This window comes from Paraburkholderia denitrificans, assembly GCF_042655705.1.
Taxonomy (GTDB): Bacteria; Pseudomonadota; Gammaproteobacteria; order Burkholderiales; family Burkholderiaceae; genus Paraburkholderia; species Paraburkholderia denitrificans.
Genome location: NZ_JBHSMP010000037.1, coordinates 80,146 through 98,370, shown reverse-complemented (window position 1 = coordinate 98,370; position 18,225 = coordinate 80,146). Strand labels below are relative to the sequence as shown.

General features: G+C 66.5%; 17 protein-coding genes. 8 read left to right on the top strand and 9 right to left on the bottom strand.

Annotated features, from left to right (window positions below):
* Positions 1-286 precede the first annotated feature (286 nt).
* The 3 genes from ACFPTO_RS22465 to ACFPTO_RS22455 form a co-directional block, all read right to left on the bottom strand.
* Positions 287-868 carry a YceI family protein gene (locus ACFPTO_RS22465; protein ID WP_377714857.1) on the bottom strand — a complete coding sequence of 194 codons (582 nt, stop codon included), beginning with the start codon at positions 866-868 and terminating at the stop codon, positions 287-289.
* An 81-nt stretch (positions 869-949) separates the two neighbouring features.
* A complete protein-coding gene (locus ACFPTO_RS22460) occupies positions 950-1,519 on the bottom strand; it encodes a YceI family protein (protein ID WP_377714855.1) in 570 nt (189 codons plus the stop codon).
* Positions 1,520-1,561: 42 nt separating this feature from the next.
* Positions 1,562-2,134 carry a cytochrome b gene (locus tag ACFPTO_RS22455; RefSeq protein WP_377714908.1) on the bottom strand — a complete coding sequence of 191 codons (573 nt, stop codon included), beginning with the start codon at positions 2,132-2,134 and terminating at the stop codon, positions 1,562-1,564.
* A 107-nt stretch (positions 2,135-2,241) separates the two neighbouring features.
* On the opposite strand from ACFPTO_RS22455, the gene ACFPTO_RS22450 reads away from it, so the two are divergent.
* Positions 2,242-3,159, top strand: coding sequence for a LysR family transcriptional regulator (locus ACFPTO_RS22450; protein ID WP_377714853.1), 918 nt, complete (start codon positions 2,242-2,244; stop codon positions 3,157-3,159).
* A 120-nt stretch (positions 3,160-3,279) separates the two neighbouring features.
* On the opposite strand, the gene ACFPTO_RS22445 is transcribed toward ACFPTO_RS22450, so the two are convergent.
* Positions 3,280-3,969, bottom strand: a complete 690-nt coding sequence (locus ACFPTO_RS22445; protein ID WP_377714851.1) for a ParB-like protein — start codon at positions 3,967-3,969, stop codon at positions 3,280-3,282.
* Positions 3,970-4,265: 296 nt separating this feature from the next.
* Here ACFPTO_RS22445 and ACFPTO_RS22440 point away from each other — a divergent pair, with 296 nt between their 5' ends.
* Positions 4,266-5,078 carry a mechanosensitive ion channel family protein gene (locus tag ACFPTO_RS22440; RefSeq protein WP_377714849.1) on the top strand — a complete coding sequence of 271 codons (813 nt, stop codon included), beginning with the start codon at positions 4,266-4,268 and terminating at the stop codon, positions 5,076-5,078.
* A 159-nt stretch (positions 5,079-5,237) separates the two neighbouring features.
* Here ACFPTO_RS22440 and ACFPTO_RS22435 read toward each other — a convergent pair whose 3' ends face one another.
* Positions 5,238-5,927 carry a VTT domain-containing protein gene (locus ACFPTO_RS22435; RefSeq protein WP_377714847.1) on the bottom strand — a complete coding sequence of 230 codons (690 nt, stop codon included), beginning with the start codon at positions 5,925-5,927 and terminating at the stop codon, positions 5,238-5,240.
* Between the two features lie 145 nt (positions 5,928-6,072).
* Here ACFPTO_RS22435 and mutL point away from each other — a divergent pair, with 145 nt between their 5' ends.
* The 6 genes from mutL to ACFPTO_RS22405 all read left to right on the top strand — a co-directional run bounded on the left by mutL (position 6,073) and on the right by ACFPTO_RS22405 (position 14,430).
* Positions 6,073-8,271 carry a DNA mismatch repair endonuclease MutL gene (gene mutL, locus ACFPTO_RS22430; protein WP_377714845.1) on the top strand — a complete coding sequence of 733 codons (2,199 nt, stop codon included), beginning with the start codon at positions 6,073-6,075 and terminating at the stop codon, positions 8,269-8,271.
* Positions 8,271-9,248: a tRNA (adenosine(37)-N6)-dimethylallyltransferase MiaA gene (miaA, locus tag ACFPTO_RS22425; protein ID WP_377714906.1), complete on the top strand. Its 978-nt coding sequence runs from the start codon at positions 8,271-8,273 to the stop codon at positions 9,246-9,248. Before mutL ends, miaA begins: the two co-directional genes overlap by 1 nt.
* Before the next feature lie 250 nt (positions 9,249-9,498).
* Positions 9,499-10,908, top strand: coding sequence for a D-arabinitol 4-dehydrogenase (gene dalD, locus ACFPTO_RS22420; protein ID WP_377714843.1), 1,410 nt, complete (start codon positions 9,499-9,501; stop codon positions 10,906-10,908).
* 139 nt (positions 10,909-11,047) lie between these two features.
* Positions 11,048-12,529, top strand: a complete 1,482-nt coding sequence (xylB, locus tag ACFPTO_RS22415) for a xylulokinase (RefSeq protein ID WP_377714841.1) — start codon at positions 11,048-11,050, stop codon at positions 12,527-12,529.
* Between the two features lie 50 nt (positions 12,530-12,579).
* The gene (locus ACFPTO_RS22410; protein ID WP_377714904.1) at positions 12,580-13,527 is read left to right on the top strand and encodes a sugar-binding transcriptional regulator; all 948 of its coding nucleotides are present in this window, start codon (positions 12,580-12,582) and stop codon (positions 13,525-13,527) included.
* Positions 13,528-13,584: 57 nt separating this feature from the next.
* Complete coding sequence (locus ACFPTO_RS22405; protein WP_377714839.1) at positions 13,585-14,430, top strand: helix-turn-helix domain-containing protein; 846 nt, start codon at positions 13,585-13,587, stop codon at positions 14,428-14,430.
* 19 nt (positions 14,431-14,449) lie between these two features.
* Here ACFPTO_RS22405 and ACFPTO_RS22400 read toward each other — a convergent pair whose 3' ends face one another.
* The 4 genes from ACFPTO_RS22400 to ACFPTO_RS22385 form a co-directional block, all read right to left on the bottom strand.
* Positions 14,450-15,559: an ABC transporter ATP-binding protein gene (locus ACFPTO_RS22400; RefSeq protein WP_377714837.1), complete on the bottom strand. Its 1,110-nt coding sequence runs from the start codon at positions 15,557-15,559 to the stop codon at positions 14,450-14,452.
* 94 nt (positions 15,560-15,653) lie between these two features.
* Positions 15,654-16,349: an HAD family hydrolase gene (locus tag ACFPTO_RS22395; RefSeq protein ID WP_377714836.1), complete on the bottom strand. Its 696-nt coding sequence runs from the start codon at positions 16,347-16,349 to the stop codon at positions 15,654-15,656.
* Positions 16,346-17,236, bottom strand: a complete 891-nt coding sequence (locus ACFPTO_RS22390; RefSeq protein WP_377714834.1) for a carbohydrate ABC transporter permease — start codon at positions 17,234-17,236, stop codon at positions 16,346-16,348. The genes ACFPTO_RS22395 and ACFPTO_RS22390 overlap by 4 nt, the downstream gene beginning before the upstream one ends.
* The gene (locus tag ACFPTO_RS22385) at positions 17,233-18,153 is read right to left on the bottom strand and encodes a carbohydrate ABC transporter permease (RefSeq protein ID WP_377714902.1); all 921 of its coding nucleotides are present in this window, start codon (positions 18,151-18,153) and stop codon (positions 17,233-17,235) included. The genes ACFPTO_RS22390 and ACFPTO_RS22385 overlap by 4 nt, the downstream gene beginning before the upstream one ends.
* Between the last annotated feature and the right edge of the window lie 72 nt (positions 18,154-18,225).

The window sequence follows — 18,225 nt, the reverse complement described above, 5'->3', positions numbered from 1 at the left end:
GGAATGGGTTATCACTCACCGGAGTCGGAAGGCGTTAAACATGTAAACTTCATATATGTATGTTACGCCCGCCTTTTGATATTCCCCTGTATTCCCGCAAATATTTCGGGGTTTTCCCGACCCACATCCCGCTTTACATCCCGACCCGTCGACTACGCCCGCCTGCCCCGCTTCGCCGCTGAATGAAAAAAAAGCCCGCGCATAGCATCTGCGCGGGCTCGCTTCACAACAGGACAAAGCGCCGTCTCACGACAGCGCAACGCCCGGTCGCCGGATATCAGCCGGTTTAGTCGGCCTTGACGCCTTCCACCTGGATCTGCAGCATCGTCGCCATCTTGAAGCCGTACGAGTCACCCCAGTTCACGCCGTAGTCGGCACGGTTGAACTCGGCCTTCGCGTCTGCGCCGCACACTTCGCGCTTGAGCATCGGGTTGATGAAGCACTTGAACGAATCGATCTTCAGATTCAGCGGCTTCGTCACACCGTGCAGCGTGAACGAGCCGATCACTTCCACCGGCTTGTCGCCTACGAAGCGGATCGAGGTGCCCTTGTACGTTGCGGTCGGATACTTGTCCGTGTTGAGGAACTCGGCCCCGCGCACATGCGTGTCGAGCTTTGCGTCGCCCGTGTCGATCGACGTCGCGTCGATCGTCACGTCCACCGTGCCGGTCTTCGCCGTGCGGTCGAGCACAACCGTGCCGGAGGACTTCGTGAACTTGCCGCGCCACACCGAGACGCCGCCGAAGTGATCCGCCTCGAAGCTCGGGTAGGTATGCGAGGGGTCGAGGTTGTAGGTGGTCGGCGCCGCGAACGCGGGCGTTGCGATGGCTGCGGCGAGTGCGGCGGCTGCAAAAAGCGTGGTCTTCATGACGTGATTCCTGTTGGGGATTAACGGATATACGCGGGTATAAGCGGATATAAGCGGGATGAAACGACGCGCCGGTACGCGTCAGTGCGCGGCGGTCACGATATGAAACTTGATCTGCACGTCGTCGGCGACGATGGACGTGTCCTTCCACTCGCCCGCACCGATGCCGTACGTGAGGCGCTTGATCGGCAGCGTGCCGTCGAACACCTGGTTCGCGCCGTCCTTGCGGTACTTCACGGGAACGACGACGTCGGTGGTCTTGCCTTTGATCGTGAGCTTGCCCGCCACCGAGTACGCGCCATTCGTGGACGGGGAGATCCGCGTGGAGACGAAGGTCGCGCGCGGGAAGCGCGCGGCGTCGAACCACGACTCACCCGCGACTTCCTTGTTGTATTCGGGCGCGCCGAGGTCGAAGCTCGCAACCTCGATGTCCATCTTCGCGCTCGCCGCGGCGACGTTGGCCGGATCGAAGCGCACGTCGGCGTTGAAGCGGTTGAAGCGGCCTTCCACGGGCACGTTCATCTGTTTGAAAACCGCGGAAACGGTGGTCTTTGAAGCTTGTTCCGCAGCGCTGGCGTTCACGATGAAGCTCATGCTGAAAGCCGCCGCAAGCGCGGCTACGGAAGCGGTAAGGACGAGACGTTTGGTCATGGCAGTCGATTCGCTGGTGAAGGGCTTTGCAGGGATGGTGGGTTAGTCGCGCACGCCGCCGAACGGCAGCATGCGGGCGAGGATGTTCTGGCGGTCGAGGTGCTGGTGCTTGACGACCGCCAGCACGTGCAGCACCACAACGGCGAGCAGCGCGTAATCGAGCAGGACATGGACCGTGCGCAGCACCTCCTTCAGCGCGTTGTCGGCGCCGATCAGCGTGGGCAGCGGCCAGATGCCGAAATACACGACCTGAATGCCCGCCGCCGAGCTGTACAGATAGCCGGTCACGGGAATCGCGAGCATCAGTACATAGAGCGCCCCGTGCCCCGCATGCGCGGCGAGGCGCTCCCACGCGGGCGTGGCCGATGGCAATGCGGGCGCGGTGTGCGTCGCACGCCACAGGATGCGCACGAGCACGAGCGCGAGCACGGTCACGCCGATCCACTTGTGCCAGGAGAAGTAGCGCAGCTTGGTGGGCGTGATGCCGGGGATGTCGGTCATCACCCAGCCGAGCGCAAAACCCCAGACGATCAGCGCAGCAATCAGCCAGTGCAACAGAATCGCGACGCCACTGTAGCGGCGGGCGGGCAAAGCAGGCGAAAGAGGTTGATTCATCATGCAATAGGCTCCAGGTACGGCGAACGCGCACTGTACCAGGGGATATCTATTCAAACAATCAGATAGAATCGATCATTACCATCCACTTTTTGGATAGATTCCCGATGGATCGCTCGCCAGGCATCGAACAACTCCGGGCGCTGATCGCCGTCGCCGAAACCGGCAGCTTCTCGGCGGCGGCGCGGCGGCTCGATCGCGCGCAGTCGGTAGTGAGCTATACGATTGCGAATCTGGAGGCGCTGCTCGGCGTGCCGCTCTTCGAGCGCGGCAGGCGCAAGCCCGAGCTGACCGGAGCAGGCCGCACGATTCTTGCCGACGCGCGCCGCCTCGATCTGCTGATGCGTCAGCTCAACGCGCGGGCGGCCGGGCTGCAACGCGGGCTGGAGGGCGAAGTCTCGGTGGCGGTCGACGTGATGTTTCCGTCACAGCGGCTCGTCGAAGCGCTCCAGGCCTTCGTGGATGCGTTTCCCACGGTCGCGCTGAACCTCACGATGGAAGCGCTTGGCGGCGTGCTCAAGCTCGTGCTCGACGGCGACTGCGCGTTCGGGATCAGCGGACAGAACAACAACTGGCCGTACGTGATCGAGGCGAAGTCGATCGCCACGGTCGAACTCGTGTTCGTGGCGGCGCCCTGCCACCCGCTAGCCCGGGCGGACCAGCCGGTGCGCATCTCCGATGCGCGCGAGCACACGCAACTCGTGATCACGGACCGCAGCCGCCTCACCGAAGGACAGAGCTTCGGCGTGTACAGCAATCGCGCATGGAAGCTCGGCGATCTAAGCGCGAAGCATCGGCTGCTGCTGGCCGGGCTGGGCTGGGGATCGATGCCGGTGCATCTCGTACGTGACGACATCGAAGCCGGACGCCTCGTGCGCATCGAACTCGCCGACCAGCGCTCGGTGAGCTACGACATCTCGCTGATTCATCGCGTCGACGACGCCCCCGGGCCGGCAGGCCGATGGCTCAGCCACTATCTGTCGAGTGGTGCGCCGCCCGCAGGACAGACGCCCGACGCGATCTGATCGTCCATCGGCGCCGCGCAGCGGTGCTGTGAAGCGGCGATGCGCTGCAATGCACTGCACTGCGCTGCGCTACACACCGCGGCGCCGCGCAGCCGTCGCATGCGCGGCGCGCCTGAAGCATCACGCATTCTTTCGCTTGCCCGATCCCTTCGTCGATCCCTTCGCCGATGCCTTCACCGGCGCCGCAGCCGGAGGCACGACGCCCGACCAGCCCGGCAGATAGCGCGCATCGGGTTCGTGGGCGTGCGCGAGCGCATCGGCGAGCGCCTTGTCGAAGTCCTTGCGCACGTGCGCCTCGGGCACCTTCACGCGCAGATAGTCGGCCCACAGGAACTCGCTGAACGGCGTCGTATCCTTCGCGAATCCGCCCGCCGTCCGCAGTTCGCCCGCGAGGCTCCGATAAGGATCGTCGGCGAGTCCCGACAACTGCTTCGGCAGATCGTCGAAATCGCGGCGATTGCCCGTCGAGTCGAACGGATGCACCCACTGGTTGTGTTCCATCATGCGCCAGAAGAGGAGCGGTTCGAGCCACGACAGATCCTTGAGCACGGTGACGCGCGCGGTCTGCACGCCCTCCTTGAGCCACGCGAGGCCGAGGTGGTGATGGTCGACGACGTAGTAGCGCTCTTTCGGCCCGAGCACGGCGGGAAACCAGTGCGAATCGATGGCCGACGCACGGCCCTTCTTGTCGAGCGACGTCCAGTGCGCACGCTTGACTTCCACTTCGCGGTAACCGACGGTGATCTGCGTCGGCCTCAGATCCTCCAGTTGCACAGTGATCAGATGCAGATCGGTGTTCGGCAGTATCATGTTCGGGCCTCGTTGTCATGTGAGTGTTGCAGGCGAAACAATACCGTCGAAAGGCCACGCGCGGCGCATCGCGTGTCCGGCTTTTTTCGTACGGCGCCGACGGCAGTGCGCCCCGGGGTGGCGTCCGCCCGGCCATGCCGCAACGCCCGCGACCCGCCAGAAATGACAGAAACACGAGGAAGGACTGCGACGGCTGTGAGGACAGCCATCCCGCATCCGCCAGCTTCGCCCCCCGGTCGTATCGGCAGAATCCATCGAATCAAACCGACTCAACCACCGACTCAAGCGAGGGCATCTTGGATCTCGACACCATCCGCACGTTCATCATGACCCGGGGCATCGACTTCGGGACCAAGGTCCTTGCAGCGATCGTGCTGTGGATCGTCGGACGCTGGGCCATCAATATCGTCGCGGGCCTCCTGCGCAAGGTGCTCGCGCGCAACGAGCGCGTCGACTCGACGCTCGCGCACTACCTCAGCTCCATCCTCGCCGCACTGTTGAACCTGTTGTTGATTCTCGCCATCCTTCAGGTGTTCGGAGTGCAGACGACCTCGTTCGCAGCGCTGCTCGCCGGCCTTGGCCTCGCGATCGGCACGGCCTGGGGCGGCCTGCTCGCGCACTTCGCGGCCGGCGTGTTCATGCAGGTGCTGCGACCGTTCAAGGTGGGCGATTTCGTCACTGCGGGCGGCGTGACGGGCACGGTGAAGGAACTCGGCATCTTCGGCACGACAATCGTCTCGCCCGACAATGTCGTGAACATCGTCGGCAACAACAAGATTTTCTCGGACACGATCTCGAACTTCAGCGCCACCTCCGTGCGGCGCGTCGAACTGACCGCGAAGATCGCCAACGGCGTCGACCCGGTCGACGCGATGAAGCGCCTGCGCGCCGCAATCGAAAGGATTCCGAATGTGGTGAAGGATCCCGCGCCCGACATCGAGGTGCTGTCGTTCACGCCCGAAGGGCCGCTGCTGTGCGTGCGGCCTTACACGAGCAACGACAGTTACTGGCAGGTTTATTTCGACACGAACCGCGCCATCGTCGAGACGTTCCGCGACGCCGGGTACCCCACGCCCGAGACGCCCTCGATCATTCGCCGCGTGAATTGAAAGTGCGCTGAAACTGCGTTGAAGGCGAGCAGTCTCGAGTCACCGCAAGTCGCCTGATGTACGCATCAAAGCAAAACGGCATCGTCAGCCTGGCTGACGATGCCGTTTCCGTTGGCGCGGAGCCTGCGCCTTGCCGACCTTGCCGACCTGCCCGACGTATCAGCGGTTGCCGTTGGTGCGGCGAACGTTGTCGCCGTGCGGGTTCTTGCGCAGCTTCTTCCACACGCCGCCCACGACCACCGGCACGACCGCGGCGGCAATGCCGACCAGCACGATCACATTCAGGTACTGCTGAATGAACGGCAGATTGCCGAAGAAGTAGCCGAGCAGCACGAGCAGCAGCACCCACAGCAGCGCGCCCGCGAAATTGAAGAACTGGAAGCGCCGCATGCCCATCTGCGAGACGCCCGCAACGAACGGCGCAAACGTGCGCACGACCGGGATGAAGCGCGCGAGCACGATGGTCTTGCCGCCATGGCGCGCGTAGAAGTCGTGCGTTTTCTGCAGCGCGGCGCGGTCGAGGAAGCGCTCGATTACGGGTAGATGCGTGTTGAACACTTTGGGCCCGATGGCGCGGCCGATCAGGTAGTTGACGGTGTTGCCCACGACGGAGGCGGTGATGAGCAGCGCGATCAGGACGCTCAGATCGAGCTTGCCGGTCGCCGCAAACGCGCCGCCGATGAAGAGCAGTGAATCGCCCGGCAGGAACGGCAGAATGACCAGGCCTGTTTCGCTGAACACGATCACGAACAGCACCGCGTAGACCCACGTGCCGTAATCTCTGATGAAGGTGTCGAGAAACTTGTCGATGTGCAGGACAAGGGTGACGAAGTGCAGCAGCGTATCCAAAGGTGTCCCTCTTTGTGCGGGCGGTGCCGGAAGTAAAATTGACCGCGCAATCATACCGAAAGTGCCCGGCCATCACGAAGAATTCGCGAGAAAACCGCCGTGCGGGCCGCAGGGCGGCGAGCGCCGACTCGTTATAATTGCGCGCATGTCTTCGTATTCCGATCCCTCCGACGCCGCCAATCCGGCCCGCGACGACAGCGCCGCGCCCGCACCGTCGCACGACGCCGATGCACCAGCCAGCGCACAAGCCACCGCGCACGCAGGCACGGCGCGCGGCGCACAGCCCGCGCGCGCGATCCAGGCGCTTCCCGACCAGTTGATCAGCCAGATCGCCGCGGGCGAAGTGGTCGAGCGGCCTGCGTCGGTCGTCAAGGAACTGCTTGAGAACGCACTCGACGCGGGCGCGTCGACGTTGCGCATCCTGCTCGACGAGGGCGGCGTGAAGCGCATTTCCATCACCGACGACGGCTGCGGCATCCCCGAGCGCGAACTGCCGCTCGCGCTGATGCGCCACGCCACGAGCAAGATCCGCTCGCTCGCCGAACTCGAAAGCGTCGCGACGCTCGGGTTCCGCGGCGAGGCGCTGGCGTCGATCGCGTCGGTGGCGGAAATGTCGATCACGAGCCGCGCCGCCGACGCGCCGCACGCCGTCAAGATCGACGCCGATACGGGCACGCTCGCACCGGCAGCGGGCGGGCGCGGCACGACCATCGAGGTGCGCGAGCTGTACTTCAACACGCCCGCGCGCCGCAAGTTCCTGAAGAGCGAGCAGACCGAACTCGGCCATTGCCTCGAAATGATCCGCCGTTCGGCGCTCGCGCGGCCCGATGTGGCCATCTCCGTGCTACACAACGGCCGTGCCGTCGAGCACTGGAACACGAGCGATCCGGCCACGCGCGTCTCGAAGATCCTCGGCGAGGCGTTCGCCACCGCGCATCTGCCGCTCGACGAGCGCGCCGGGCCGCTCGCCGTCTACGGCTGCGCCGGGCTGCCGACCGCGAGCCGCAACCGCGCCGACCAGCAATATTTCTTCGTCAACGGCCGCTTCGTGCGCGACAAGCTGCTCACGCACGCGGTGCGCGCCGCCTATGAGGACGTGCTGCACGGCGATCGTTATCCGTCGTATGTGCTGTTCCTCGACCTGCCGCCCGAGGCCGTCGACGTCAATGTGCATCCGTCAAAGATCGAAGTGCGGTTCCGCGACTCGCGCTCGATCCACCAGTTCGTCTTTCATGCCGTGCAGCGCGCGCTCGCCCGGCACGCGGGCGCGTCGCCCGACACGACGTTGGGCGGCCATGCCGCGCTCGTCGAGCCACGGCCCGCGTCCGGCGCGGGTGGCGCGGCAGCGGATTCGCCGGGCCTGGGCAACGTGGCGGGCAGTTTCGGCGGATCGGGTGGATTTGGCGGATCGGGCAGATCGAGCGGATTCGGCACCGCGCGGGTAGCGAGCAGCTTCGGCGGATCGGCGTCGAGCACCGGCTTCGGCAGCGGCGCAGGCGCCAGCGCGCGCTCGTCCGGCTTCGGCTCCGGCTCCGGCTCAGGCGGACCCGGCGGTGCAGGCAGCGGCAACACCTGGCTGCGCCAGTCGCGCATGACGCAAGGCGCACTGCCGGTCGCGCAGCCGCTCGCGCTCTACGACGCGCTGTTCGGGCGCAAGGACACCGGCGCGGGCACGCCGCAGGGCTCGACCGTGCTCCAGAGCGGCGATGCCGTGTCCGACGCCGCACCGCGCGAACCGCACGCGTTCGACGCCCGCGACGATCAACCGCTCGGCTTCGCGCTCGGCCAGATCCACGGCATCTACGTGCTCGCGCAAAACGCGCGCGGCCTCGTGATCGTCGACATGCATGCCGCGCACGAACGCATCCTCTATGAGCAGTTCAAGGCCGCGCTCGCGCAACGCTCGCTCGCCGTGCAGCCGCTTTTGATTCCGCTGTCGATGAGTGCCGACCCGGTCGAAACGGGCACCGTCGAAGAGGAAAAGGCCACGCTCGAAGCGCTCGGTTTCGATCTGGCCGTGCTCTCGCCCACTTCGATCGCGATCCGCGCCGTACCCGCCCTGCTCAAGGACGCCGACCTGCCCGCACTCGCGCGCGCCGTGCTTGCGGATCTGCACGCGTTTGGCGGCTCGCGCGTGCTGACGGAGCGGCAGCACGAAATGCTCGGCACGCTCGCGTGCCATCACGCAGTGCGTGCGAACCGGCGTCTGACGCTCGACGAGATGAACGCGCTCCTGCGCCAGATGGAAGCCACCGAGCGCGCCGACCAGTGCAATCATGGCCGCCCGACGTGGTACCAGTTGACGCTCGCCGACCTCGACCGCCTCTTCATGCGCGGTCAATGATGCCCCACGTTCCATCCGACGACCGCGTGCTGCCCGTCGCCTGCCTGCTCGGCCCGACCGCGTCGGGCAAGACGGCGGCGGCGCTCGCGTACGCCGCGCAGTCGGCGGCGCGCGGGCGCGAGGTCGAGATCGTCAGCGTCGATTCGGCGCTCGTCTATCGCGGCATGGACATCGGCACTGCCAAGCCGTCCGCCGCCGAACGCGCCGCCGCGGTCCATCACCTGATCGATATCGTCGATCCCGCCGATGCGTACTCCGCCGCCAACTTCCGCGCCGACGCGCTACGCGTGACGGGCGAGATCGTCGCGCGCAATCACGTGCCGCTGCTCGTGGGCGGCACGATGCTCTACTACCGCGCGCTCACACAGGGCCTGAACGACCTGCCCGCCGCCGACCCGGAAGTCCGCGCAGCACTCGACGCCGACGCCGCCCGCGAGGGCTGGCCCGCCCTCCACGCGCGCCTCGCGGCCGTCGATCGCGCAACGGCTGCGCGCCTCGCGCCCAACGATTCGCAGCGGATCCAGCGCGCGCTCGAAGTATTCATGCTGACGGGGCAGCCGATGTCGGCGCTGCTCGCCGCCCCAGCCATGCGCATCGACGCGGCCGCGCATTACCGCTTCGTCCCGGTCGCGCTCGAACCGTCCGACCGCAGCGTGCTGCACGCGCGCATCGCACAGCGCTTCGACGCCATGCTGGCGGCGGGCTTCATCGACGAGGTGAAGGCGCTGCGCGCGCGCGGCGACCTGCACCCGGGCCTCGCCTCGATGCGCTGCGTGGGCTACCGCCAGGCGTGGGAATACCTCGACGGCGCAACGGATTACGACACCATGCGCGACAAGGGCGTATTCGCGACGCGCCAGCTCTGCAAGCGCCAGCTCACGTGGCTGCGCGCAATGCCGGAGCGGATCGTCGTGGATTGCTGCGCGGCGGATGCAACGGCGCAGGCCGTTGCGGCCGTGACCAGCGTCGCGGACTGAATGCGCCGAAGCGCGCCGCGCCCTTGTGCGCCACAACAACCGCCCGATGTGCTGCGACACGCCCGCTCGCACGCCCCGCCTTCATCGCCTCGCCGCACCGCGCCACGGAAACCCGCCGCAGCCGTCTTGACTTTCGCCTGACCGAATACGATCATTCGTTCATTGCATGAGCAATTGCTCCACGAGGAGCAGCAGCCCCAATCACAGACGCGCACGCAAGGCGCGCACTCCCGCCTCTCAGGAGACAAACATGGACAGCGAACGCAGCGGCGCCAACGTGATCCTGCACATCGGTGCCGGTTCGTTTCACCGCGCGCATCAGGCGTGGTATCTGCACAGAGTCAACCTCTCACGCGCGCCCGCCGAGCCGGCCTGGTCGCTCGTCGTCGGCAACATCCGCGCCGACATGAACGCGGTGCTCGACGCCCTTTCGGCCCAGCACGGCGTCTACACGCTCGAAACGGTCACGCCGCAGGGCGAGCGCCACTACGAGACGATCCGTTCGATCATGCGCGTCCTGCCGTGGTCGGCCGATCTCGCGGGCCTGATCGAGACGGGCGCCGATCCGGCCTGCAAGATCATCGCGTTCACGGTCACCGAAGGCGGCTACTACCTCGACGAGCACGACCGCCTCGACACCGCGAACCCCGATCTCGCCGCCGATCTGAACGGCGCGCGCACGACGATCTACGGCGCGCTCGCCGCGATTCTCGAAGCGCGCAAGGCGCGCAACGGCGGCCCGGTCACGCTGCAGTCGTGCGACAACCTGCGCAGCAACGGCAAGCGTTTTCAGGCGGGCATGCGCGAATTTCTCGAGCGGCGCGGCGCGGCAGATCTGCGCGCGTGGTTCGACGCGAACACGGCCTGCCCCGACTCGATGGTCGACCGCATCACGCCGCGCCCCACGCCCGACGTGCGCGAGCGCGTGAAAGCCGCGACGGGCATCGACGACGCCTGCCCGGTCATGGGCGAAGCGTTCATCCAGTGGGTGATCGAGGATCACTTCTGCGCGGGCCGCCCGGCATGGGAGCGCGCGGGCGCGGAACTGGTCGAATCGGTGATGCCGTACGAGGAAGCGAAGATCCGCATTCTCAACGCCACGCATAGCTGCGTCGCATGGGCGGGCACGCTGATCGGCCTCGACTACATCCACCAGGGCACGCAAGACGCCGACATCCGCGCCTTCGCACACGCATACGTGAGCGAGGACGTGATCCCATGTCTCACGCCGAGTCCGCTCGATCTCGCGAAGTACCGCGACATCGTGCTCGAACGCTTCAGCAATCCGTATATCCAGGACACGAATCAGCGCGTCGCCGCCGACGGCTTCTCGAAGATCCCCGGCTTCATCGCGCCGACGCTCGCACAGCGCATCGCGGCCGGCGCCACGCCCGCCGCGACGGCGGTGTTGCCAGCACTCTTCCTGCGCTTTCTCGAACGCTGGCACAAGGGCGCGCTGCCCTACCGCTACCAGGACGGTGTGATGGACGAAGCCGCCGCGCACCGCATGTTCGAAGCCGACGATCCGCTCGCCGTCTTCTGCGCCGACAAGCTCCTGTGGGGCCGCCTGGCGGGCAACGCGGCGCTCGAAGGCGCGCTGCGCGCCGCGCTCGTGCGCATCGATGGCTGGCTCGCAGCACGCGGCCAGTCCGCAGCCTGAGTAGCCCGAGCGAGGCGTCGATTTCGCGCCATTCGCCTCTTTAAGTACCCTGCACGGCGGCCCCCGGGTCGCCGCGCATGGCGCCGCGCGCCCGGCGCGGCTAAAGTAGCGCATCCCTTCGACGACATTGCATTCCCCCATGTACCTGGGCATCGACCTCGGCACCTCGGAAGTAAAAGTCCTGCTGCTCGCCCCGGATGGCCGCGTGATCGGCACAGCCGGTTCGCCGTTCGTGGTCACGCGGGCGCACCCGCGCTGGTCCGAGCAGAATCCCGCCGACTGGTGGAACGGCACGCGCCTGGCGCTCGCCGCGTTACGCGAGAAGCATCCCGCTGAATTCGCGCAGGTGCGCGGCATCGGCCTTTCAGGACAGATGCATGGCGCAGTGCTGCTCGACGCGCACGACAACGTGCTGCGCCCCGCGATCCTCTGGAACGACATGCGCGCCGTCGACGAGTGCGCCGAACTCACCGCGCGCGCACCGCAACTGCATCGCATCGCGGGCAATCTGGCGATGCCGGGCTTCACGGCGCCCAAGCTGCTCTGGGTCGCGCGCCACGAGCCGCGGATCTTCCACGCGACGGCATGCGTGCTGCTGCCGAAGGACTATCTGCGTCTGCGCCTGACGGGCGGCAAGGTGTCCGATCCCTCGGATGCAGCGGGCACGCTTTGGCTCGACGTCGCGAAGCGCGACTGGTCCGATGCGCTGCTCGACGCCTGCAACATGACGCGCGCGCAGATGCCCGCGCTCGCCGAAGGCAGCGCAAGCTCCGGCACGCTGTTGCCCGGCGTGGCGCGCGAATTCGGCCTGCGCGACGACGTGGTCGTCGCGGCGGGCGGCGGCGACAACGCGACGAGCGCCATCGGCATCGGCGCCACGCAGCCCGGCGACGGCTTCGTCTCGCTCGGCACCTCGGGCGTGCTGTGCGTCGTGGGCGACCGCTTCCGGCCCAATCCGGCATCGGCGGTCCATGCGTTCTGCCATGCGATTCCCGACCGCTGGCATCAGATGAGCGTCGTGCTTTCCGCGGCCAGTTGCCTGCGCTGGGCCTGCAAGCTCACCGGCACCGACGAGCCCACGCTGCTCGCCGAAGTCGCAGCGCTCGCGCCCGCGGCGCGCGACGAGGCCCCGCTCTTCCTGCCGTATCTTTCGGGCGAGCGCACGCCGCACAACGATCCGTATGCGCAAGGCGTGTTCTTCGGCATGACGCACGCGACCGACCGCGCGCTGCTCGGCTACGCGGTGCTCGAAGGCGTGACGCTCGCGCTCACCGACGGCCTCGACGCGCTCGCCGCGGCGGGCACCGAAGTGGGACCGCTCTCGATGATCGGCGGCGGCGCGCGCAGCGCGTACTGGGCGCAACTCGTGGCCGATGCCTTCAACACGCCCACGCGTCAGCACGGCGGCGGCGAGACCGGCGCGGCGCTCGGCGCGGCCCGGCTCGGCTGGCTCGCCGCGGGCGGCGACGCGCGCGACGTGCTCACGAAGCCGCCGGTGCTCGCCGAATACACGCCGGACGCCGCGCGTCACGCCGCGCTGCGCGAGCGGCTCGATGCGTACCGTGCGCTTTACCGCCACGTGCGCCCGCTCTTCGAGCGCTCGCGCAAGCGGCTCGCCTGATGTCCCGTACACTGCGGGCTAGCGCGCCCGCGTCGACGTCCACACACATCGTGCCTAAATCCACCGAAAAACTCGATCTCGCCACCCGCGCCGCATGGCTCTACTACGTGGCGGGCAATACCCAGAACGAAATCGCGGAGAAGCTGCAGGTTTCGCGGCCCGTCGCGCAGCGGCTCGTCGCGTTCGCCGTCGAGAAGAATCTGATCCGCGTGCGCGTCGATCATCAACTGGCCGACTGCCTCGCGCTCGCCGACCGGCTATCGAAGCGCTACGGCCTTTCGGTCTGCGAAGTGGTGCCGCTCGACAACGACACGCCCGACGAAATCGACCGCAAGCTCGCCGTCGCGGGCGCCCAGGTGATGGAGCGCTACCTGAACGAAGACCGGCCGATGGTCGTCGCCGTGAGCAGCGGCCGCACGCTCAAGGCCGCCGTCGATCAGATCGCGCAACTGGAGCGGCCGCAGCACCGGCTCGTGTCGATGGTCGGCGCCATCGCGCAGGACGGCTCGTCGAACCGCTACGACGTCGCGCTGCACATCTCCGAGAAGACCGGCGGCAAGCATTTTCTGCTGCCCGCGCCGCTGATTGCCGACAGCGAAGCCGAGCGCGCGCAATGGTGCAATCACCGGCTCTATCGCATCGTCGAGTCGCTGTCGGGCGAAGCGGATGTCGCGTTCGTCGGCATCGGCAACATCGGCGAGCATTGTCCGCTGCACGAGGACGGCTTCATTACCGCCGACGAAGTGCGCGAGCTGATGCAGCTCGGCGCCGTGGCGGAGATGCTCGGGCGGCCGATCGACGCGTCGGGCCGGCGCGTCGATTCGCCGACGGGCCGGCGCGTGACGAGCATCCGCCTCGACTCGCCGCCGAAGCGGCCGACCATCGGCTTCGCGGGCGGCGCACGCAAGCGCGCGGCGGTGATCGCCGCGCTCAATGGCGGCTGGCTGTCGGGCCTCGTCACCGATGAGGCATGCGCGCGCGCGGCGCTCGACGCGTGATGCACACGGGCGCAGCCTGGGTCCGTTCGATTCGTCCACCTTGAACAGGGGAACCCGATGAACGCCACCCGTCCCGATCCGAATGCGCCGCCAGGCGAACTCGGCGACTTGCTGCGCTATTGGCGCGACGTGCGTGGCATGAGTCAACTCGATCTGTCGCTCGAGGCCGGCGTCTCGCAGCGGCAGATCAGCTTCATCGAAAGCGGGCGCAGCGTGCCGGGCCGCGAGACGCTGCTGACGCTCGCACAGACGCTCGATGTGCCGCTGCGCGAGCGCAATGCGCTGCTGCTCGCCGCGGGCTACGCGCCCGTGTATTCGGAGGCGCCGTGGAACGCAGCGGAAATGCGTAGCGTGATTCACGCACTGGAACGCGTCGTCCGGCAGCATGAGCCATATCCGGCCATCGTCATGGATCGCCACTGGAACGTCCTGATGACCAACGCGGCTGCGCCGCGCTTCTTCGGCTGTTTTATCGACATGGCCGCGCGCGGAGGTCCACGCAACATGCTGCATCTGATGTTCGATCCGCGGGGCATGCGCCCCTTCCTGGACGACTGGAAAACGGTCGCGCGAAGCTTGCTGCAACGCGTGCATCGCGAATCGGTCGGGCACGCGGTCGACGCCGGAACGAAGCGTCTGCTCGACGAGCTGCTCGTTTATCCCGACGTGCCGCGCGACTGGAAGACGCATCATGGGCCGTCGGCCACGCCCACGATGCCCGTCATTCCGTTGGGTTTTGTCCGCGACGGCGCGGTGCTGCGCTATTTCTCGATGGTCACGATCGTGGGCGCGCCGCAAAACGTCGTGGCGCAGGAACTCCGGCTGGAGTGCCTCTTCCCCGCCGATGACGAAACCGAAGCACGCCACCGGCAGTTGCTCGCCGCGCATTCGGCACAGCCTTAAAGCGCCCGAAGGTGTTCCCTTACGCCGCCATTTCCTGCGCGAACCGGCGCTCGAATGCCTGTCCGCTCGCATCGAACAGATGACAATGATCGGGCGTCGCGCCGAGCAACATCTGCTCGCCGCGCTCGTGCCGCTCCAGCGGCGCGATCCGCGCAATCAACCCGTCCGGCGCAACCGGCGACTCGGCGTAGAGATACGCCGCATCGCCGAGCGACTCGACCGTCATCGAGCGCGCGCTCACGCCCCACTCGCTGGCGCCCACATGCAGATGCTCGGGCCGGATGCCCACGGTCACCGTGTCGCCTTCGCGCGCGCCGCGCGGCTCGACCGCCACTTTCTGGGTCTCGCCGGTCGCGTAGCGCACCACGATGCCGTCGCTCGCGACCTGCTGGATCGTGCCGTCGAGGAAGTTCATCTTCGGCGAGCCGATGAAACCGGCCACGAAGCGATTGGCCGGTGCGTGATAGAGACGATTCGGGCTCCCGACCTGCTCGATGTTCCCCGCCGACAGCACGACGATCTTGTCCGCGAGCGTCATCGCTTCCACCTGGTCGTGCGTCACGTAGATCATCGTCGTCTTCAGGTCGTCGTGCAGGCGCGCGAATTCGAGGCGCATCTTCACGCGCAGCGCGGCGTCGAGGTTCGAGAGCGGTTCGTCGAAGAGAAAGACTTTCGGCTTGCGCGTGATCGCGCGCCCGATCGCCACGCGCTGACGCTGCCCGCCCGAAAGCTGCCGCGGCTTGCGGTCGAGCAGATGGTCGATGTGCAGGATCTTCGCGGCGTTCTTCACCGCGGCGTCGATCTCGGGCTTCTTCGCGCCCGCGAGCTTGAGGCCGAACGCCATGTTGTCGTAGAGCGTCATATGCGGGTAAAGCGCGTACGACTGAAACACCATCGCAATGCCGCGCTTCGCGGGCGGCACGTCGTTCATGCGCGTGTCGTCGATCATGAGATCGCCGCCGCTGATGTCTTCCAGACCCGCGATCATCCGCATCAGCGTGGTCTTGCCGCAGCCGCTCGGGCCGACGAATACGACGAACTCGCCGTCCGCGATATCGAGGTTCACGTCGCGCAGCACTTCGTTGTCGTCGTAGCGCTTCAGCACGTTTCTCAGGGTCACGCTGGCCATGATGTGTCTCCGTTCATTGCGGCGCGGTCGCGTCTTTCACGCCGCCCGCCGCTGTTCATTACCGCCGTTCAATGCGGCTTAAGCCGTGCTTCGCTCAATGCGAGGCCGCTTGCGCCGCTTGCACCTTTCGCGTCCAGTACGCCACCCGTGCGGGCAGCGTGTTCATGTCGTCGAAAACCTCGATCGCGCCCACTTCGTGCAGCGCCTGCGCATGCGCATCGCCCACATGCGTGCCGCCGACAAAACCGAGCACCGTCATGCCCGCCGCACGCGCGGCGCTCACGCCCGCCACGCTGTCCTCGATGACGAGGCAAGCCGCAGGCGCCACGTCCATGCCTTGCGCCGCCGCGAGATAGACGTCGGGCGCGGGCTTCGGCTTCGCGACCTTGTCGGCGCAATAAATGCGCTCGCCGAAAAACCGCGCAAGGCCGTTTCGCGCCAGCACGGCGCGCACGATCGCCGTATAGCTGTTGCTTGCGCACGCTTTCAGCAGGGCGACGCCTTCGAGCGCGGCCAGCACGCCCGGGAACAGCGGCGCGTCCTGCGCTTCGCGCTCGACAGCCGCGCCGATCGCCGCGACGTCGTGCGCCGCGAGGCTGCGGTCGAGCGCTTCGCACGCGCCGCCCAGCACGCGCTCGATTCGTTGACCGAGCAACGGCATCACGACCGGCTCGACCGCGACGCCGGGCCAGCGCGCTTCGAGTTCGCGCACCAGCACGCGCGCGGCCACCGCTTCGCTGTCGATCAGCACGCCATCGCAGTCGCAGATCAATGCTGCGATCGACGTCATTTGACGGCCCCGAACGTGAGTCCGCGCACCAGTTGCTTCTGCGACAGCCAGCCGATGATCAGCACCGGCGCCACGGCAAGCAGCGACGCCGCCGAAAGCTTCGCCCAGAACAACCCTTCGGGGCTCGAATACGACGCGATAAACACCGTGAGCGGCGCGGCGTTCGAACTCGACAGGTTGATGCTCCAGAACGCCTCGTTCCACGACAGAATCACGAGCAGCAGCGCGGTCGAGGCGAGGCCCGGCACGGCCATCGGCATCAGCAGATAGACGATTTCCTGCCACGTCGCCGCGCCGTCCATGCGGCCCGCTTCGAGAATGTCGCGCGGAATCTCGTTGAAGTAGGTGTACGCCATCCATACCGCAATCGGCAGGTTGATGAGCGTGTAGACGATGATGAGGCCGCTCACCGTGTCGAGCAGTCCGCCGTTCTTCCACAGCAGATAGATCGGCACGAGCACGCCGACCGACGGCATCATCTTCGTCGACAGCATCCACAACAGCACCTTCTGCGTGCGGTCGGTCGGGAAGAACGCCATGCCGTAGGCGGCCGGTACGGCGAGAATCAGGCACACGATCGTCACGCCCACCGAAATCACGATCGAATTCCATGCGAACGCAAAGTAGTTGCTGCGCGCGAACACCTCACGGAAGCTGTCGAGCGTCGGCATGAAGAAGAGCGACGTCACATACGCCTGCTGCTCGGTCTTGAATGCCGTGATCGTCATCCAGAAGATCGGGAAGAACAGCAGGAGCGCGATGATCCATGCGAGGACCCCGGGCAGCACGCGGCCGACGAACTGCAACGGCGACGAACGGTTGACCGCGTCCGGCGAGGCGTGAGGAGCCTTCGGTGCGCGCGAAGGCGTAGCGGCAAGCTGGCTCATTTTTCGTACTCCCCTTTGAGGTTGCGCGCGAGCATACGCACGAGGAAGAACGACACGATGTTCGCGAGCACCACGGCGAGAATGCCGCCGGCGGACGCGATGCCCACATCGAACTGCTGCAGGCCCATCGAGTAGATCAGGTAAGTGAGGTTGGTGGTCGCGTTACCGGGACCGCCGCCGGTGGTCGTGTAGATCTCGGCGAAGATCGACAGCAGGAAAATGGTTTCCATCATCACAACCACGGCGATGGCGCGGCGCAGATGCGGCAGCGTGATGTAGACGAACATGGAGATCGCGCCCGCGCCGTCGATGCGCGCGGCTTCCTTCTGTTCCTGGTCGAGCGACTGGATCGCCGTGAACAGAATCAGAAACGCGAACGGCAGCCACTGCCACGCGACGATCATGATGACCGCCGTGAGCGGATAGACCGCGAACCAGTCGATCGGCGTGAGCCCCACCGCGCGCATCGCGACGGCGACGAGGCCGTACACCGGATGCAGGATCATGTTCTTCCAGATCAGCGCGGAAACCGTCGGCATCACGAAGAACGGCGCGATGGCGAAAAGACGCGCGATGCCCTGGCCGTAGAACTTGCGGTCAAACAGCACGGCCATCAGCACGCCACCGACCACCGTGATCACGAGCACTGCGCCGATCAGTTCCAGCGTGTGGACGATCGACGGCACGAACGACGGATCGGTCGCCAGGAAGCGATAGTTATCGAAGCCCGCGAAGCCCTTGAGATCGGGATTGAGCAGGTTGTAGCGCGTGAACGAATACCAGATCGTCATCGCGAGCGGGATCGTCATCCACAGGAGCAGCACCGCGACGGACGGCGCGACCAGCCAGCGCGAGCCCTGGCGACGCGTGTCTTGCCGCGGCGTGCCCGGGCTGCTGCTGCGATGGAATACCGGCATGGGGAGATGGAGATGACGCATGATGGTGACCACCCTTCAGTGTTGCGCGCCGCTGGCTGGGCGGCGCCGTTA

What these genes read in the sequence shown, in the direction of transcription:
- ACFPTO_RS22465 (WP_377714857.1), bottom strand. Translation starts at nt 868, where the DNA reads ATGAAGACCACGCTTTTTGCAGCCGCCGCACTCGCCGCAGCCATCGCA.
- ACFPTO_RS22385 (WP_377714902.1), bottom strand. Translation starts at nt 18,153, where the DNA reads ATGCCGGTATTCCATCGCAGCAGCAGCCCGGGCACGCCGCGGCAAGAC.
- miaA (WP_377714906.1), top strand. Translation starts at nt 8,271, where the DNA reads ATGCCCCACGTTCCATCCGACGACCGCGTGCTGCCCGTCGCCTGCCTG.
- ACFPTO_RS22445 (WP_377714851.1), bottom strand. Translation starts at nt 3,969, where the DNA reads ATGATACTGCCGAACACCGATCTGCATCTGATCACTGTGCAACTGGAG.
- ACFPTO_RS22450 (WP_377714853.1), top strand. Translation starts at nt 2,242, where the DNA reads ATGGATCGCTCGCCAGGCATCGAACAACTCCGGGCGCTGATCGCCGTC.
- ACFPTO_RS22395 (WP_377714836.1), bottom strand. Translation starts at nt 16,349, where the DNA reads ATGACGTCGATCGCAGCATTGATCTGCGACTGCGATGGCGTGCTGATC.
- dalD (WP_377714843.1), top strand. Translation starts at nt 9,499, where the DNA reads ATGGACAGCGAACGCAGCGGCGCCAACGTGATCCTGCACATCGGTGCC.
- ACFPTO_RS22400 (WP_377714837.1), bottom strand. Translation starts at nt 15,559, where the DNA reads ATGGCCAGCGTGACCCTGAGAAACGTGCTGAAGCGCTACGACGACAAC.
- ACFPTO_RS22390 (WP_377714834.1), bottom strand. Translation starts at nt 17,236, where the DNA reads ATGAGCCAGCTTGCCGCTACGCCTTCGCGCGCACCGAAGGCTCCTCAC.
- ACFPTO_RS22460 (WP_377714855.1), bottom strand. Translation starts at nt 1,519, where the DNA reads ATGACCAAACGTCTCGTCCTTACCGCTTCCGTAGCCGCGCTTGCGGCG.
- mutL (WP_377714845.1), top strand. Translation starts at nt 6,073, where the DNA reads ATGTCTTCGTATTCCGATCCCTCCGACGCCGCCAATCCGGCCCGCGAC.
- xylB (WP_377714841.1), top strand. Translation starts at nt 11,048, where the DNA reads ATGTACCTGGGCATCGACCTCGGCACCTCGGAAGTAAAAGTCCTGCTG.
- ACFPTO_RS22455 (WP_377714908.1), bottom strand. Translation starts at nt 2,134, where the DNA reads ATGAATCAACCTCTTTCGCCTGCTTTGCCCGCCCGCCGCTACAGTGGC.
- ACFPTO_RS22405 (WP_377714839.1), top strand. Translation starts at nt 13,585, where the DNA reads ATGAACGCCACCCGTCCCGATCCGAATGCGCCGCCAGGCGAACTCGGC.